Annotated in this window: 17 protein-coding genes; 10 read left to right on the top strand and 7 right to left on the bottom strand. The window is 52.8% G+C overall.

Annotation, left to right across the window (positions count from 1 at the left end; translation table 11 throughout):
- Positions 1-3 precede the first annotated feature (3 nt).
- Positions 4-1044 carry a 2Fe-2S iron-sulfur cluster-binding protein gene (locus TURPA_RS06740; protein ID WP_014802543.1) on the bottom strand — a complete coding sequence of 347 codons (1041 nt, stop codon included), beginning with the start codon at positions 1042-1044 and terminating at the stop codon, positions 4-6.
- Positions 1045-1114: 70 nt separating this feature from the next.
- The gene (locus tag TURPA_RS06735) at positions 1115-2017 is read right to left on the bottom strand and encodes a patatin-like phospholipase family protein (RefSeq protein ID WP_157210427.1); all 903 of its coding nucleotides are present in this window, start codon (positions 2015-2017) and stop codon (positions 1115-1117) included.
- An 85-nt stretch (positions 2018-2102) separates the two neighbouring features.
- On the opposite strand from TURPA_RS06735, the gene lepB reads away from it, so the two are divergent.
- Both lepB and TURPA_RS06725 read left to right on the top strand, forming a co-directional pair.
- Positions 2103-2645 carry a signal peptidase I gene (gene lepB / locus TURPA_RS06730; protein WP_014802541.1) on the top strand — a complete coding sequence of 181 codons (543 nt, stop codon included), beginning with the start codon at positions 2103-2105 and terminating at the stop codon, positions 2643-2645.
- A complete protein-coding gene (locus TURPA_RS06725) occupies positions 2645-3574 on the top strand; it encodes a KamA family radical SAM protein (RefSeq protein ID WP_014802540.1) in 930 nt (309 codons plus the stop codon). The genes lepB and TURPA_RS06725 overlap by 1 nt, the downstream gene beginning before the upstream one ends.
- A gap of 2 nt (positions 3575-3576) precedes the next feature.
- Here the strand turns inward: TURPA_RS06725 and TURPA_RS06720 are convergent, their stop codons facing one another.
- From TURPA_RS06720 to TURPA_RS23375, 4 genes are read right to left on the bottom strand one after another with little or no spacing between them, the layout of a single operon-like run.
- Complete coding sequence (locus TURPA_RS06720) at positions 3577-5142, bottom strand: tetratricopeptide repeat protein (protein ID WP_014802539.1); 1566 nt, start codon at positions 5140-5142, stop codon at positions 3577-3579.
- 39 nt (positions 5143-5181) lie between these two features.
- Entirely contained in the window at positions 5182-6540 is a 1359-nt protein-coding gene (locus TURPA_RS06715) for a TolC family protein (protein WP_014802538.1), read from the bottom strand.
- Positions 6512-7138: an MlaC/ttg2D family ABC transporter substrate-binding protein gene (locus tag TURPA_RS06710; protein WP_014802537.1), complete on the bottom strand. Its 627-nt coding sequence runs from the start codon at positions 7136-7138 to the stop codon at positions 6512-6514. Before TURPA_RS06710 ends, TURPA_RS06715 begins: the two co-directional genes overlap by 29 nt.
- Before the next feature lie 15 nt (positions 7139-7153).
- On the bottom strand, positions 7154-7324 hold the full coding sequence (locus TURPA_RS23375; RefSeq protein WP_014802536.1) for a hypothetical protein: 171 nt from the start codon (positions 7322-7324) through the stop codon (positions 7154-7156).
- A gap of 108 nt (positions 7325-7432) precedes the next feature.
- Here TURPA_RS23375 and TURPA_RS06705 point away from each other — a divergent pair, with 108 nt between their 5' ends.
- The 5 genes from TURPA_RS06705 (at position 7433) to TURPA_RS06690 (ending at position 12051) form a co-directional block, all read left to right on the top strand.
- On the top strand, positions 7433-8038 hold the full coding sequence (locus TURPA_RS06705) for a hypothetical protein (RefSeq protein ID WP_014802535.1): 606 nt from the start codon (positions 7433-7435) through the stop codon (positions 8036-8038).
- 5 nt (positions 8039-8043) lie between these two features.
- A complete protein-coding gene (locus tag TURPA_RS06700) occupies positions 8044-9438 on the top strand; it encodes a hypothetical protein (RefSeq protein ID WP_014802534.1) in 1395 nt (464 codons plus the stop codon).
- 177 nt (positions 9439-9615) lie between these two features.
- On the top strand, positions 9616-10779 hold the full coding sequence (sucC, locus tag TURPA_RS06695; RefSeq protein ID WP_014802533.1) for an ADP-forming succinate--CoA ligase subunit beta: 1164 nt from the start codon (positions 9616-9618) through the stop codon (positions 10777-10779).
- Between the two features lie 43 nt (positions 10780-10822).
- Positions 10823-10999: a hypothetical protein gene (locus TURPA_RS23370; protein WP_157210425.1), complete on the top strand. Its 177-nt coding sequence runs from the start codon at positions 10823-10825 to the stop codon at positions 10997-10999.
- 173 nt (positions 11000-11172) lie between these two features.
- The gene (locus TURPA_RS06690) at positions 11173-12051 is read left to right on the top strand and encodes an alpha/beta fold hydrolase (protein ID WP_014802531.1); all 879 of its coding nucleotides are present in this window, start codon (positions 11173-11175) and stop codon (positions 12049-12051) included.
- Between the two features lie 2 nt (positions 12052-12053).
- Here the strand turns inward: TURPA_RS06690 and TURPA_RS06685 are convergent, their stop codons facing one another.
- Positions 12054-12716 carry an START domain-containing protein gene (locus TURPA_RS06685; protein WP_014802530.1) on the bottom strand — a complete coding sequence of 221 codons (663 nt, stop codon included), beginning with the start codon at positions 12714-12716 and terminating at the stop codon, positions 12054-12056.
- Between the two features lie 90 nt (positions 12717-12806).
- On the opposite strand from TURPA_RS06685, the gene ndk reads away from it, so the two are divergent.
- The 3 genes from ndk to TURPA_RS06670 are packed head-to-tail and all read left to right on the top strand — an operon-like array spanning position 12807 to position 14875.
- Entirely contained in the window at positions 12807-13235 is a 429-nt protein-coding gene (gene ndk, locus TURPA_RS06680) for a nucleoside-diphosphate kinase (RefSeq protein ID WP_014802529.1), read from the top strand.
- Positions 13236-13289: 54 nt separating this feature from the next.
- A complete protein-coding gene (locus tag TURPA_RS06675) occupies positions 13290-14135 on the top strand; it encodes a polyprenyl synthetase family protein (RefSeq protein WP_014802528.1) in 846 nt (281 codons plus the stop codon).
- 2 nt (positions 14136-14137) lie between these two features.
- Positions 14138-14875: a TlyA family RNA methyltransferase gene (locus TURPA_RS06670; RefSeq protein WP_014802527.1), complete on the top strand. Its 738-nt coding sequence runs from the start codon at positions 14138-14140 to the stop codon at positions 14873-14875.
- The last annotated feature ends 6 nt before the right edge of the window (positions 14876-14881 follow it).

The raw sequence follows: 14881 nt of genomic DNA, 5'->3' as shown, positions 1-14881 counted from the left end.
CAGTTATTTGTTCACGTGACTCTTGTCGGTGAACTTGTCGAAGAAGATATCGTTTTTGCCAATACCGTTTTCTGCCAGCGACACAATCGCGGCATCGATCATGCCTGGCGGGCCGCAGAGAAATGCAGCCGTGTCGGCAAAGTCGAGCTTTTGTTTGCCTATGTATTCTGTTACAAGGCCACGCGCGCCCTTCCAGTTTGAGCCGGCGTCTTCGTGAGAAAGAACCGGCACGAACTCAAAATTTGCGCCGAGTTGCTTTTTGATCTTCTCCATGTCTTCGAGGGCATACAGGTCTTTTTGTGTACGCGCTCCGAATAGATAGACGATACGCTTGGTCATTTTCTTCTGGGCCGCGTCTTCGAGCATCGCGCGAATCGGTGCCATGCCGCTGCCACCCGCAATGCACAGCAGGTTACTCTTCTCTTCGCGCCAGCCGAACGTGCCGCGCGGGCCGCGCAGCTTCACTTTTTCACCGGTGCGGTCTTTCTCGTGAAACCACGTGGTCATTTCACCGTTTGGCACGAGCCTTAGGTGAAACGCGACCTCAACATTGCCACCGCCCGCCCCTGGCGCACTGGCGAATGAATATGATCTTGAACCCTTCACACCTGCAACGGCCAGATCGGCGTATTGGCCGGCGGTATACCGCAGCTTCTCGCTGAGTTTGATCTTGATTTCGATGATGTCGTGCGTGAGTTTACGGTAACCGCTGACTTCACCCGAATATTCCTTTGACTCATCGGGTTCAAGCGTGACGATCAGGTCAGACTTGGGTATCGCCTGACAGGCGAGAATATAACCCTTCTTCAGATCATCTTCGGTCAAGACCAGCGACATATCTGAAAGGTCTTTATATTCACCCTGAATGAGTTTTGTCTTGCAGGTCGTGCAGCTGCCTGCGCCACAGCTGAAAGGATAATCTAAACCGGCTTCGAGTGCGGCCTCGAGCAGGGTTTGGCGGTGTTTCACCGTCACTGTCTTGCCCATACTCTGTATCACCGCAGTGAATGTGGGTTTTTCTTTTTTCTTGAATAGCGAAAGCATTTGGCTCGATGAAAGTGTGAAACGGCAAGGCAAACACATTTGAAAAACGGCCTGCCCAGGGCCAAAACGGTCAGGAGCGCGAGAGAAAACCGAAAAGGCGGCGATTCGCTGCTATCGACCTGATCTCGCCGATCTGTTCCATTGTTGCCTCATAACCCATAGCGATGAATTCATCGGCGGCCGAATAATCGGCCCAGTGGTAGTTGCCGCGAATCGGGCGCACAACCAGATTGGCCTTCTGCAGCTGTATTATACGCCGGTGCTCAGACGCGATTTCTTCTGTCTTGAGCATCACATCGAATCCGCTGCGCGGAATATTGTCGGGTAATTTTTCGTCTGACACATCGACCACGATGAACCTCGTCGCACCCAAACGCTCAGCCGTCTCGATGCCGAGTTTGTCGAGAACCCCGCCGTCGACATACCACTCTTTGCCGATGCGCTCAGGGGGAAATATCAGCGGCATCGAAGCCGATGCGATGACTGCATCGCGCAGCCGGTCTGAACCCTGAAAGACGCGCAGCTCACCGTTGCGAATATTGACAGCGGCGGTGGCAAAGGGTATTGCCGTCGCGTTAAACGTAACGTCGGCGATAAACGGGTACATAACGCTCTGCACATCTGAAGGAGTAAGAACACCCGGGGCGGTGAAGATTCGCCGCAAGATATTCGTACCGGCGAAAAGCTTTTGCGCACGATGCACAAAACCTTTGGAATTCGGATCTTGATTTGTAGTCCAGGTGCCCACCACGGAGTTCTTGAACGCTTCGAATGCCACGAGCTGCTTCAGCCGCTTTTCGAGAAAGTCGACATCGGGCATCACGCTGTAGATACCGCCGACGATTGAACCCATTGAGATGCCCACCAGCAGATCGAAATGTATATCGTTCTCGACCAGTGCGCGAATTGCACCCACGTGTGCGAACCCCCGCGCGGCGCCACCCCCAAGATTTAGAGAGATTTTGCCTGGCATTCTTACCTGCCGATTCCGCGAACCCTGCCGCATGGGCGACGGCTAAAGATTTGACGCGCAGCCTGAAATACCGTATTTCCCGCAGGTGATTCGCAAAGCCGAACATTATCGGGCATCGGGCAAAGGCTCGAATAAAAAATGGCGTGGTCTTCTGCTCGCATCACTAATCGTCGTTACGGTTGCAGTCTTGATTCAACTTATCTTGCGCCAACTGTTTTTCTATCCGTTGAGTGTCACCAGCGACGCAATGTCGCCCGAAATTAAGCCGGGAGACCGGCGCTACTTTGTTTATTCACGGCTGTCGACGCCCGTGAGCGGCGATGTCGTGCTCATCAAATCTGCGCGCGCCGATGTTGAACTGCTCTGCCGCATCGTGGCTGCAGACGGCGACCGCGTTCAGATAGCACAGGGCAAACTCAAGATCAACGGCTCAGTCGCGCGCGATCTTTTGCCCCGGACCAGCGATGCGCGCGATTTGAGTTATGAAATGCCTGAAACAGAAGTGCGCCCGAACTTTATCTTTTGCATGAACGACAATCACTTAAACACAAATGATTCGCGCGCTCATGGTATCTTTTCGCGTAACCAGATTGTGGCGAAGGTATTCAAGCCGCTCTTACTGTTCTAATGACCGCGCCCGAAGCTGCGTCTACCCAAGAACTCTCGCGCCGTTTTAGAACGCGTATCGCTCCTCATATCAAAAAACACGCCGCTACTCTCAATGACCTGGATTCAGCAGCGCTCTTGAGACAATTCACGCCCGATGTACGCGAGCTTGTCGATGCGCCCGGGTATTCTGACGACCCACTGAGCGAAGATGACAGCGATATACACCCTTTTGCCGATGTCATACATAAATACCCGAACAAGCTGCTCTATCTCACGACAGATGAGTGCCCGGTATATTGCCGCTATTGCACCCGCAAGCGCAAGACTTTGCTCTCTGAAGGTCACCAGCCCACTGCGCTCGACCTCATCGCAGATTACCTGCGCCGCAACAATGCCATCAACGAAATCATTTTTTCAGGCGGTGACCCTCTCATGTTAACCCCGTCTGACTTTCTTGCCCGAGCGCAGACATTCTTGCAAATCGATTCGGTGCGGTATTTGCGCCTGCACACGCGCGCACTCACCACATCACCAGGGCTCTTAAGCCAGCGTTATCTCGACGCCCTTGCAGAACTAATCGGCAACTTTAAGCAGAAGACGATTGCATTTGTGCTGCACATCAACACGTCGGCTGAAATCAGCGACTCGGCGCGCGCCGCCGTTCAGAATCTGCGTGCGTTGGGTATTGCCTGTTATTCACAATCGGTTTTGCTGCGCGAAGTCAACGACAATGCCACAAGTCTAGCCGCTCTTTGCGATGCTCTTCACCACGCCGGAATTCAGCCCTATTATCTGCATCAACTCGATCGCGTCACCGGCTCCGCTCACTTCGAGGTGACCGATGCAGAAGCAATGCGCATTTACAGCGAACTCAAGACTCTGATTCCGCGGTACATGCTGCCCGCTTTTGTGAAAGACTCGAAGCAGGGCAAAAAGCCAATGTGCTGAATCTATTCGGGCAATGAGGCGCCCGCACCTTCGTTCAACCAGATTTCAAAATCAGGTTCGCGGCGCAGTGATTCATATAGCCGCATCTTGCGAAAATTCTCCGTGAGTTTCTTGCGGGCGCGCGGGTCTTTCAGATAGACTCTACCCCTGCTCTTTATGCCTGCAATGTCGCCCATATGCGCCATCGCCATGAGGTGCAAATTCATCTGCGACGGCGATGGGTTCTTGATCTTGTCAAACTCAACCAGAGCTGAACCATATTCTTTTAGGGCAAAATGCGAAACTGCGCGCCAGCCATTGGTGTCTTTCAGATCTTGAAGCTGCGTCTTGAATTTTGATGTGAGCTCGATGACGGCACGATACTTTTCTTCTTTAAACAGAACACCCACAGCCACCGGCAGATCTGACAGGGCATAAGCTGGTAGACTTGCACCCGATTCGTCATCGTCTACGGTATCGCCCGCATATATCTGCACGGCGTGCTGCGCAGCTTCTGCGCTGTTGTTCTCCGCGAGCGCGCGTTTCATCGCATAGAGGCTCATGAACATCTTGCTTTCTGTCTTCTGAGAGAACCGGCAATAGTCTTCTTCGTGAATCCGTTTCGAAATTTTCGCGAGACAATAGAGTCTGCGCAGCGCCTGCTGCGTCTTTTTCTTCAGCTCGATTTCACCCGACAGACGGCGCGCCGGCCTGGCGTGTGCGTATGCTTCAGCAAGGTTGCCCAACGCATAATGTGCCTGAGCTGCGTTATAATGAATATAGAAACGCATCTGCAGATCTTCAGGCGGGTTCTCCAGCGCTCCGCCGAAGAACTTCAGCGCCAACTTGTAATCTTTGCGCTTGCGCGCCAAAAGACCAAGCTTGTAAGCTGCTGCCGGGTCACGTGCTTCATCCCAGATTTGGGCGTAAACGCGCTCAGCTTCGCCCATGCGCTTGCAGCGTTCGTGGTAAAGCGCAATCTTAAAACGGTATTCTTTCCAGCGGGGGTCTGCCGCTATCGCCGCGGTGTAAGCTGCGATGATCGAATCTGCGATTTCGCACAACTCACCTGCTTCAGCGCCTTGTGAGGATTTCTCCCTGTACTGTTTCTCAAGCACCACAGCCTTTTTGACGTCTGAATACCCTTTTGAACTGCCTCCGCCATGGTGCCCTTCAGCTTCCATACGAATTTTTTCGAAGAGTTCGCTTTTCTCACCGAGTTCTTCAAGCCTTTCGACATAGCGCAGTGATTCGGGATACTGCTTTGCCTGCCGGTAGAGAATAGCTAGTTTCCAATAAGCGACCTTTTTGAATTTCTTTTGCATCGGCCGCTCCGCCGCAGCGCGAAAGTACGGAATACTCTCTGCGTATTGTCGGCGCGATTCGAGAATGAGGCCGATATAAAGTCTCGGGTCACCCGATTCATCGCCGTTATCGATTGCCTGTTCGAAATGCTGCTTCGCCGCATCGAACGAGCCGCGCGAATATGCCTTTTCGCCGAGAATCAGTTCTTTGCTTTTCGCGAACGCACCCGAGTTACCTGCCGATAGCACCAACGCCAAACCGATAAGAAATTTCGCCTTCTTCATGATAACTCTAATGTCTACCCGCGCTGCCGAATCAGCTTTTTATTCCCGCCACTGGCCTAGAGTATTTTGATCGCCGATTTCCATCGCCAACTTTGCCGCCGCGAGGCAAAGATTATACTCCATTTCGGCTGATTCTTTTTCAGTCATCAGCTGTGCACCGAGCGCCTCGATCAGATCTTTGGCGCTGCCGGTGCCCGTCGTATAGGCGGTCATCTCAGACAGAGCCCATTTATTTGCTTCTTTATATTTAGACTGCACAATCTCGGATTGAAATTTAAACTTTTCGAATTCCCACATGGCCATGGCGACCTTGAGCGGCAGACCCGTGAGCGCCTCGCTCTGTTTGGCCTGCATCTTCTCGAGCTCGGCCTGCGCCCGCTGTACCTTGGCCTTTGTGTTGCCGAAGTCGATATCCCACTTGGCACCGAACACGACGGCAAACCAGTTTCGGTTAAAGGGGTCGAATGCATACGAACTCTGCTGAGAATCGCGCAGGTCAGTGTAGTTGATTTCAGAACGGCCCGCGAGAAACAGCACGGGCAGATATCCACCTTTTTCCATTTCTACCTGGTGCCGCCTGGCCCGTAAACCCGCAGCGACCGCCTTGAGTTCCGGATTTTTTTCCTGACTTTCGGCGATAAGAGCCTCAAGGCTGCGCGTCGCATCTTCGATACGCGGAAAATCCTGTTCGAGCACGAGCAACGATTCGCGCTCGCCGAGAAAATGCCCCAGCGCGAGCCCGGCGCTCTTCTTGTTGGCGAGCCACTCGGCGCCAAAACGTTCAAGCTCGAGCGCGAAGAGTTTCAGCCTCGTGAGGTCTTTGCGTTGTACCTCACCGGTGCCCTTCTTATACAATTTTTCAGCACGCGACAAAACAGCGCGCATCTTTTCGCCTGCATCGTCGAGAACCGCTTTGTAACGGTTCAGCAGAATAATCTGCAGGTACAACTGCTTGTAATCGAATATACTTTTGTTGATCTGGCTTTCATGCAACTGCCGCGCCCCTTCGACGGCAGAGGCCGCTGCCTGTTTCGCGTCGGCGATGCGCCCAAAACTGAAGACGGGGTAAACCACCGTGAGCTCGCCGCGAATGTACGGCCCCCACTTGTTGAAGTTATCTTGGCTTGCGGCGGCGTTGCCGCGCGACTCAAAAATCGGCGCCACAAAGGTTAAAAGCGATAGCGTCGGATAATCCATCGCCGAGGCTTCGGTCTGGTAAGCCGAATAGCTGAGAATCTGCGCCTTGCTCTCCAGAATCTTGGCGTTGTTCTTTAAGAGCTGGGTCAGCCCTTCGCTGAAACGAATCGGCTTCTCTGCGTGAAGCGGTATGAAAGCAACAGCTGACAGCGCGAGCGCTGCTGCGCCGAATCTACTTATTGATGCGCTGAATACGTTCACGCAATAACTTCACCAGGTGTTTGTAACCCTTTTTCTTGATGATCGATGAGAACTGGTTGCGAAAGTCGAGCAGGGTAGAAGCCTCGTCGATGTGCACATCGTAGAGTTTCAGACCGTCGTCTGACCGGTATAAATAGAACTCCACCTTAAAGCTTTGTTTGCGATGCGGCACTTTCGTGTTCACAATCAACGCTTCTTTGCCAAAGGTGTCATCGGTCTCGACGCGCTCTGAAATTATCTCAATGGGTATCTTACCGGTAATTACCTTTTGCGAGGGAATATTAGCCTCAACTACGCGATTTGCCATCAGCTCGTGAAACAAGCCCAGAAAGTCTTCTTGTTGTTTGGGGTTGAGCTTGTTGAAATACGAACCGAGCGCAAGTTTGCCGATTTCTTTAATGTCGAGAATCTGCAACGCCAGGTCGCGTGCACGCGCCGAAACATCTTTACGCTTCTCTGCTGAGAAGTCTTCAGCAAGTTCGCCGCGCAGCTGTTCAAAACTATTGATTATGTTCTGCATGTATTCGAGGCCCTCGCCCGCATGCACGGCGGTGGCAACAAAAGCGAAACAGAACAGCAATCGCAGAGAACGCATCATGGTATCGTAATGAGTCTATTTCTTCTTACGAAAGTAAGCAATGATAATAATGATCGCAACAAGTACGAGCACGATCTTCGTGATCTGCCATGCTGTGCCGATAAGAAATGAGAAAGTACCGGCCGGCAGAAAAAGCAGCAACACAACGATTGCCAGAATGAGCAACAGCGTATTCGGTTTTTGCATACCCGGAAACTCCGCAAACGAACGCTTGCCGTCAAGTTAAATGCAGGTCGTAATGCGCACATCGGTTGACGCGACGTTTCAGGCCGGGTTTCAGACGGTGATATCAGAATGCCGCGCCTGTTCTTCATGCCAAAAACCCTACGCCATATCTGCCTGCTTGTTCTGACGACCGGCGCTCTCTCTGCACAAGTCGAGAGCGAACAGTGGCGTTTTAAGCCTCAGCTCGGTCTCTGGTTCGGCCCGGTTACCCCGGTGCCCAATACTCGCATCGCCGATGTACTCACCACCAGCCTCGGCGGCGGTCTGTTCTTTCGGGGCAATCTGCCGACCAACACGCTGCGCACTGAAATTGGTTTTTCTTACAGCTATTACACCTCGCGCACTGTTGCGCGACTGCACTCGATTCCTGTTTATGGTGCACTCGTCTACACTCTGCCGATCAACCTGCCACTCTCGTTTTATGTAAAGGTGGGTGGCGGCGGCAACTTTCTGCGCAATTACCCCGAAGGCTCAAAAAATTGGTTGCCCGCAGGCTACCTCGGCTTTGAAACTTCGTTTCCCGCTGGCAGGCTCATCAACATCGGCGTGCGCGCCGATTATTTCTTCGTTTACGAACAGTACCTGAGTCCGCCGCCCAATAACCCCAACTACGAAATCCATAACGCGCACTTCTTGAACTTCGGCCTCATGGTGAACTTCAACCTCAGCAGATAACACAAATGAAAAATTTTGACAATTTGCAACCATTACGCCGGGCCAAAGGGGGATTTTTCTCTCTTCTGCTCATCACCGCATTTGCAAACTGCACAGGTGAGTTACCGCTTTCTGACCTCATCAACAATACCATTACGTTGAAAGTTCTGGGCACTTACGAGAGCAACAATCCTTATCCGCTGGGGTTCACGGATGCGAACCTGGCCGCGAATATTCGCAAAGATGATGTGATAACAGCAACAGGAATAACGGGCTCTAACTTGACATTGGTGCCAACACCTCCTGAACCAACGATCCCCGATATTGCGTTATTTGCGAATGCAATAAAGCCATCTGACTTAAAATATTACATCGACATCGCTGAAATACGCCTCGCAAAAGGTCAGGGAAAATCATCGAGCCAAACTATCAGCGATTATTGGAACCAATTCGCTATTGATAGACAGCTCTTGTGCTCAAATTATGATACGGCGGATGGCCGCTCATTGGCTAACTGCCGGGACCAGAATGGCATCGGCCGTCTGGCTGATTTTTTTAATGGCGGTTTCACTTACCCAGCGGTTGACGTTCCGTTCGACACATTTAACCACTTGGGCATCTATTTCAGGCGATTCACTGTCGCCCCCTCCGCACGGTTCAATGGCGATGGCTCATACTACAATGGCAGCGAAGCATCAGCAAAATCAGCCGTCACCGCCGCGTTCGATAACCGAACGATCTATGCATTCGACATCGAAAGCTACCTGCAAAACCCTTACGGTGCCACTTCAACGGAACCCCTGATGTTCCCCTTGCAGCGCAAAGATCTCGCCCTACAAATAGTTCACGACAAAGAACCCTACGTAATGGAAGTGCGCATCGCCATACATAACATGATGATGGTGCACGTCGCCCAAATCACAAATGATTCAACCACAGCGACCTCGGCAAGCAATGGCGCATTCATCTTTGCAGGCCCACCGGATTGGAATGTAGACCACAAGTTTAACGACCTGACAAACCTGAACCGTATGGGCGGTGCGATGCTCATGACCGCGCGTACTTACCAACCGGCGAAGGTGGGCAGCATCAACATCACCGGCGGTACAGCAACCAGCGGCGAATATTTTGCGGTAATGCCAGCGGGCACAGCGTATGCAACACCTGTTTCAGTATTACCCCATGCTGCAACGGCAGGCACAAATACAACTATTGCGAATCTGCAGCCTGGCTCGTATGATGTCTACCGCATGTGTGATAAAAGGCGTTGTTTAACGACCTCGACAGCCGGCACCTGCGATGCCACCGATACTAACGCTGATGGCTTTCCCGAAACTGCTGCCCCATGTGGCACCTATATAGTTTCGTCAGGCATTTCCACGCCTGTGTCCATTGGCTCATGTTCAGCCGCCTGTCCGTGAGAATCTTACCTTGCCACCGAATTAATTCGGTGGCAAGGTAAGTCGAGCCGCCACAAATCTTTTTCAATATCCATATAAACAGGGGCAAGATTCCCGCTTCCGCGGGAATGACCGTAATAAACCCTGCGCCCTTGCCTTCTTCTTGACCCACTGTTTCCTTACTATGGTCAATCCGCCATGAAGATTCACGAATATCAGGGCAAAGAAATCTTTCGCAAGTACAACATCGCCGTGCCGAACGGCGTCGTGACAACGACTGCAGATGAAGCAGGCGCGATCTATACAAAACTGGGTAAATCCGTCGCTGTTGTGAAAGCCCAGATTCACGCGGGTGGCCGTGGCAAAGGCGGCGGCGTCAAGCTCGCAAAGTCGGCCGATGAGGCGAAAGCGCATGCGAAGGCGATTCTCGGCATGATGCTCAAAACCCCGCAAACGGGCCCTGAAGGCCAGCTCGTGAAGACCATTCTCGTCGAAGAAGGCTCTGACATTCTGCACGAATATTACGTGGGCATCACTCTCGACCGCCGGCTCTCAAAACCCGTCATGATGGTTTCAACCGAAGGCGGTATGGATATCGAAGAAGTCGCAGAAAAACACCCTGAAAAAATTCTGAAAGAAACGATTGAACCCGCACTCGGCCTGCAGCGCTTTCAGGCGTCGCGTCTCGCATATGGCCTCGGCTTCGAAGGCGATATGGCGAAGCAGGCAATTAACATTCTGATCGCACTCTGGAACTGCTACGACGGCGAAGACTGCTCGCTGATGGAAATCAACCCGCTCATTTCAACCAAAGACGGCAAGGTCATGGCGCTCGACGCGAAGGTGAACTTTGACGACAACGCCACATACCGCCACCCCGACCAGGTTGGCCTGCGCGACGAAGCCGAAGAAGACCCGCTCGAAGTTGAGGCGTCGAAGTACAATCTCAACTACGTGCGTCTCGACGGTACAGTCGGTTGCATGGTGAACGGCGCGGGCCTCGCGATGGGCACAATGGACATCATCAAGTACGCCGGCGCGTCACCGGCAAACTTTCTGGATGTTGGCGGCGGAGCCAACGTCACCACCGTCACCAACGGATTCAAAATTATTCTGTCTGATCCGAACGTGAAGGCGATCTTCGTGAACATCTTCGGTGGTATCGTGCGATGCGACCGCATCGCAAATGGCATTATCGAAGCAGCCAAAAATGTGAAAATCACCGTGCCTCTCGTTGTGCGTCTGGCCGGTACGAACGCCGAAGAAGCGAAAGAAATTCTGCTCAAAAGCGGTATTCCGCTGCAAGTGGCTGATGGTCTCAAAGACGGGGCTGAAAAGGTTGTGCAGGCGATCGGGAAATAGTAAAAAACTGGGCGACCCAATTCACCGGATATAATCTACACCTATGAGCCTACTTATGCTGATAGGTGTCACACTCTCTCTGGCTTCAGGGCTGTATCTTCTGAGTGTCGGTATTGCAAAGCTCATCAGCGAAAATGTTTCTAAAGATATACAATCTCGTTTCCCTGTAACCCAGGTTGAAGTTAAGCCACACGCGCAGAAAGAAGCCCACGCCGGCTAAGTCGTCCGTCGAGCGGCAAGGTTCTCATATTTCTTGCTGTGATGATCCTTGCCACAACAATAGCGCTGCTGCAAACGTATCGTGAGTTTCGAGCCATGAGCGAGATTGTTACTTTGATTCTCGGCATCAGCGGCAGGCTCCTTGGAATCATAGAATTCTTTAGAAAGAAATAGATGCTATCTGAACCAAAACTCTGGTTTTCTTCCGGTACAATTTTTGAATTCCACTCACATAATATCTTCTACCGCCAATCTCTGAAACGCGGAAAACCCACCGTGCTGCTGATTCACGGGTTTCCCACTTCGTCTTTCGACTTCGCACCCATCTGGGGTGAGCTCGCGAAAAAATACTCGGTCATTACTGCCGATATGCTCGGCTTTGGTTTTTCTGCGAAGCCCCTGCCGCATGACTATTCAATCGTTGAGCAGGCCGACATTTTTGTCGCCCTCATGCAGCACCTTAGCATAAAAAACTACCATGTGCTCGCGCACGACTACGGTGTCTCGGTTGCGCAAGAGCTGCTCGCACGCCAGGTTGGCAAAAAGAAACCGATTCTGTCGGTCAGTTTTCTGAACGGCGGTCTCTATCCCGAATTTCACAAACCGCTGCTGATTCAGAAACTGATGCTCACGCGACTCGGGCCGCTGCTCGCGCGGTTCTTCACCAAAAAGAAACTGCGCAAAACTTTCGACTCAATCTTCGGAGAAAACAAAGCGAGCGAGGCGGATATCGAAGCCTTCTGGCAGCTCATTGAAATGAACCGCGGCCGCCGTGTGATACCACATCTCTTGCACTACATGATAGATCGCCGCCAACACCGCGAGCGCTGGGTGACCGCCATGGAGCAGACCAAGATACCCGTGCAGATGATCAACGGGCCGCTCGACCCGATTTCGGGTGCACACCTCGCCGCAGCATTTGCAGAACGAAACCCGCGCGCCGAGTTGCAATCACTGCCCGGCGTCGGGCACTACCCGCAGGTCGAAGCGCCGGGTGAAGTTGCAAAACTTTACCTGGCATTTATCGCGCGAGGCAAAGCCTCGCGCAACTGAAATTAATTCAGTTCTTTCACCTGCGCGATCTTCGCAGTCTGGTACTTGGGGTCTTTAATGATCTTGTGCATGTTCAGCAACGTGTTGTAGGGAATATCCGTCGCTGTCGAATTTGCAAGCGCATCGGGAATCGAACCGCCCGGGTCTGAGTGCAGCTGGTAAATCACGGTCACGTACCCGCTTTTGCTCGGTATAAACTGCCAGAAACCTTTCATCGAAGGCACGCGCACCTTACCACTTTGTTTAGGGTATTTATCCGCCATGCCTTTGAGGTAGATGGTCACAACCTTGCTTTTCGGGTCTTGTACAATTTTGCTGTAAGAAACTGTGTCACGGTCAGAAACCGGCCATGGCGCCTTGATGACTGTGTAGGTGATGCGCTCGTAGAGGTTGATATTCTGCACGAGTTTGGCAGAGGTGCAGTCGTGCAGCCATTTCGGCAGCGCGTCGGTGTCATCCATGAGCGACACGAGGCTCGCCAGTGAGGTTTTCATCGCCGTAACGCCCTTGAACTCTTTCAGCGAAGAGCCTTCGATCTTGCGCGTGTAGACTTTGATGCCGTTTTTGTCTTTGTCGAGTGAGAACTCCGTCGGCGCATCGGCCCAGCTGCCGGCAACGAGCCAGACGACCGCGATAAATACCGAGAATCTTTTCATGTGTTTCATAGCCAAGCCTGAATAGCCTGCGGCGGATGTCAAAGCCAATTGTGACAATCCATCAGATTGACGGCATGTCTCAAACACCATTATTAACCCATGTTTGAAAAAGAATTTACTTTAATCATGATCAAACCCGACGGTGTCCGTTCGGGCGACAGCGGCAAGATTCTTGCGCGCATTGAACAAGAGGGCTTCAAGATTCGCGCGATGAAACGCGTTCGCCTCAGCCTTGAGCAGGCGCAGCAATTTTACAGCGTGCACGCGGCACGCCCGTTCTACGGCGAACTTTGCTCGTTTATGGCGTCGGGCCCTGTGGTCGCAGCAATTCTCGAACGCGATAACGCCGTGCAACACTGGCGCGATGTCATCGGTGCTACCGACCCGGCAGAAGCTGCACCCAATACCATTCGCAAACTATACGCCAAGTCAAAGGGTGAGAACGCGGTTCACGGTTCTGACTCAGTTGAGAACGCAAAGATCGAAGCTGCTTTCTTCTTCAGCGGCCTCGAGCTGGCAGGCCAGTAAAAGAGGTATCAATACTATTTGGCGGCATACCGCCAATTAGTACAATCGCACCCGATGCGAGAACTTCTCGAAAACCAGAGATCCCGCTTTGAGCGGGATTTTTTTTTGCGTCTGGGTCGCACCTCGCTCAAATCTGCGCCCCCGCTGCTCAAAGAAGCGACGCTCTATGCACTCTCAGGGGCCAACAAACGTATTCGTCCCATTCTGGCTCTCGAAACAGCACGCTTAGCCGGGCTTGAAGATAACCGGGCGCTCGCCATCGCTGCCGCATTTGAATGCCTGCACAGCTATTCGCTGGTGCACGACGACCTGCCCGCAATGGATAACGACGACATGCGGCGGGGGCAACCATCGTGCCACAAGAAGTACGGAGAGAGCACAGCTATTCTGGTCGGCGACCTGCTGCAAGGGCTCGCATTCGAGCTGCTGTCGCTCGCAGAATTGCAGCCCAAAGCCATGAACTATTTCGCGCGCGCAATCGCCGCTCAGGGAATGGTCTCAGGACAATACCTCGACATGCAGCAACAACCGTCTTCGGTCAAAAGGTTGCACCGCCTGAAAACCGGCCGCCTGATCGAAGCAGCCCTGAATCTGCCACTCCTTACCGCCCAAGGCGGTCTCAGTCTCGCAACGGTTCGCTGGGGCAGAGGGTTGGGCATGCTTTTTCAGATCACCGATGATATCATTGACGCAACTTCTGATTCTGTGACACTCGGTAAGACGGCAGGCAAAGACGCTGAACAGAATAAGAAGACATTCGTCAGCGAGCTCGGGCTCGGTCAGGCTAAACTCGCGGCAGAAAAACTGGCCATGCAGCTGGCGAACACGAGCTCAACCCTGTTTGCCTCTTCTCCCCTATTGCAGCAACTGCCAAAATACCTGCTCGAACGCAAAGCCTGAGCATGAACCTGCTCGAAGCGCTATTGGCCGCGTACCCAACGCTCAGCGAGCGTGAGGCAAAAGGCCTGATATTGGCAGGCAAGGTATTGATCGGCGATACCCCGCAGACTAAACCGGGAATCCCGGTTGCAGAAACTGTCGAGCTTCGGCTACGCGGGATCAAGAAATTTGTCTCGCGCTCGGGTGAAAAACTCGATAGCGCCATTCAAGGCTTGCAGTTTCCCGTTACAGGCCGCAGCTTCATGGATATCGGTTCTTCGACCGGTGGCTTTACCGACTGCCTGCTGCGACGTGGGGCCAGGTTTGTTGCCGCCATTGACGTGGGCAAAGGCCTTCTACACCAGAAGCTGCGCTCCGATGCGCGCGTGCAGGTACTCGAAGGTTACGATTTCAAAAAAATTCAGCCGGCAGATCTGTGGCAACAGCCCGAAGCGTTTGTCGCCGACGTGTCGTTTACGTCTATAGAGCCTCTTCTGCCTCTGGCGTTTGACCTGCTAAAGGCCAAAGCCAGGCGACGCGAGGCTCTGGTACTCTTCAAACCCCAATTCGAGCTGCCGCGCGCCGAGCGCGAGCTGCTCGATAGCGGTATCTTACGTGACCAGAATAGAGCGGGCGAGCTCATCAGCGCCTTCAGCCAACGGCTTGCAAATGCCGGAATTCTCACTGAAACTGTGCAGCCGGCAGCCATCACCGGTCGCCACGGCAATCAAGAATACATTCTGCATCTGACACGCCCTTGAATCTGG

It is taken from the genome of Turneriella parva DSM 21527, assembly GCF_000266885.1.
In the GTDB taxonomy this organism is placed as follows: Bacteria; Spirochaetota; Leptospiria; order Turneriellales; family Turneriellaceae; genus Turneriella; species Turneriella parva.
Note: the sequence above shows the minus strand (reverse complement) of the source record. Positions and strands in the feature narration are given on the sequence as shown.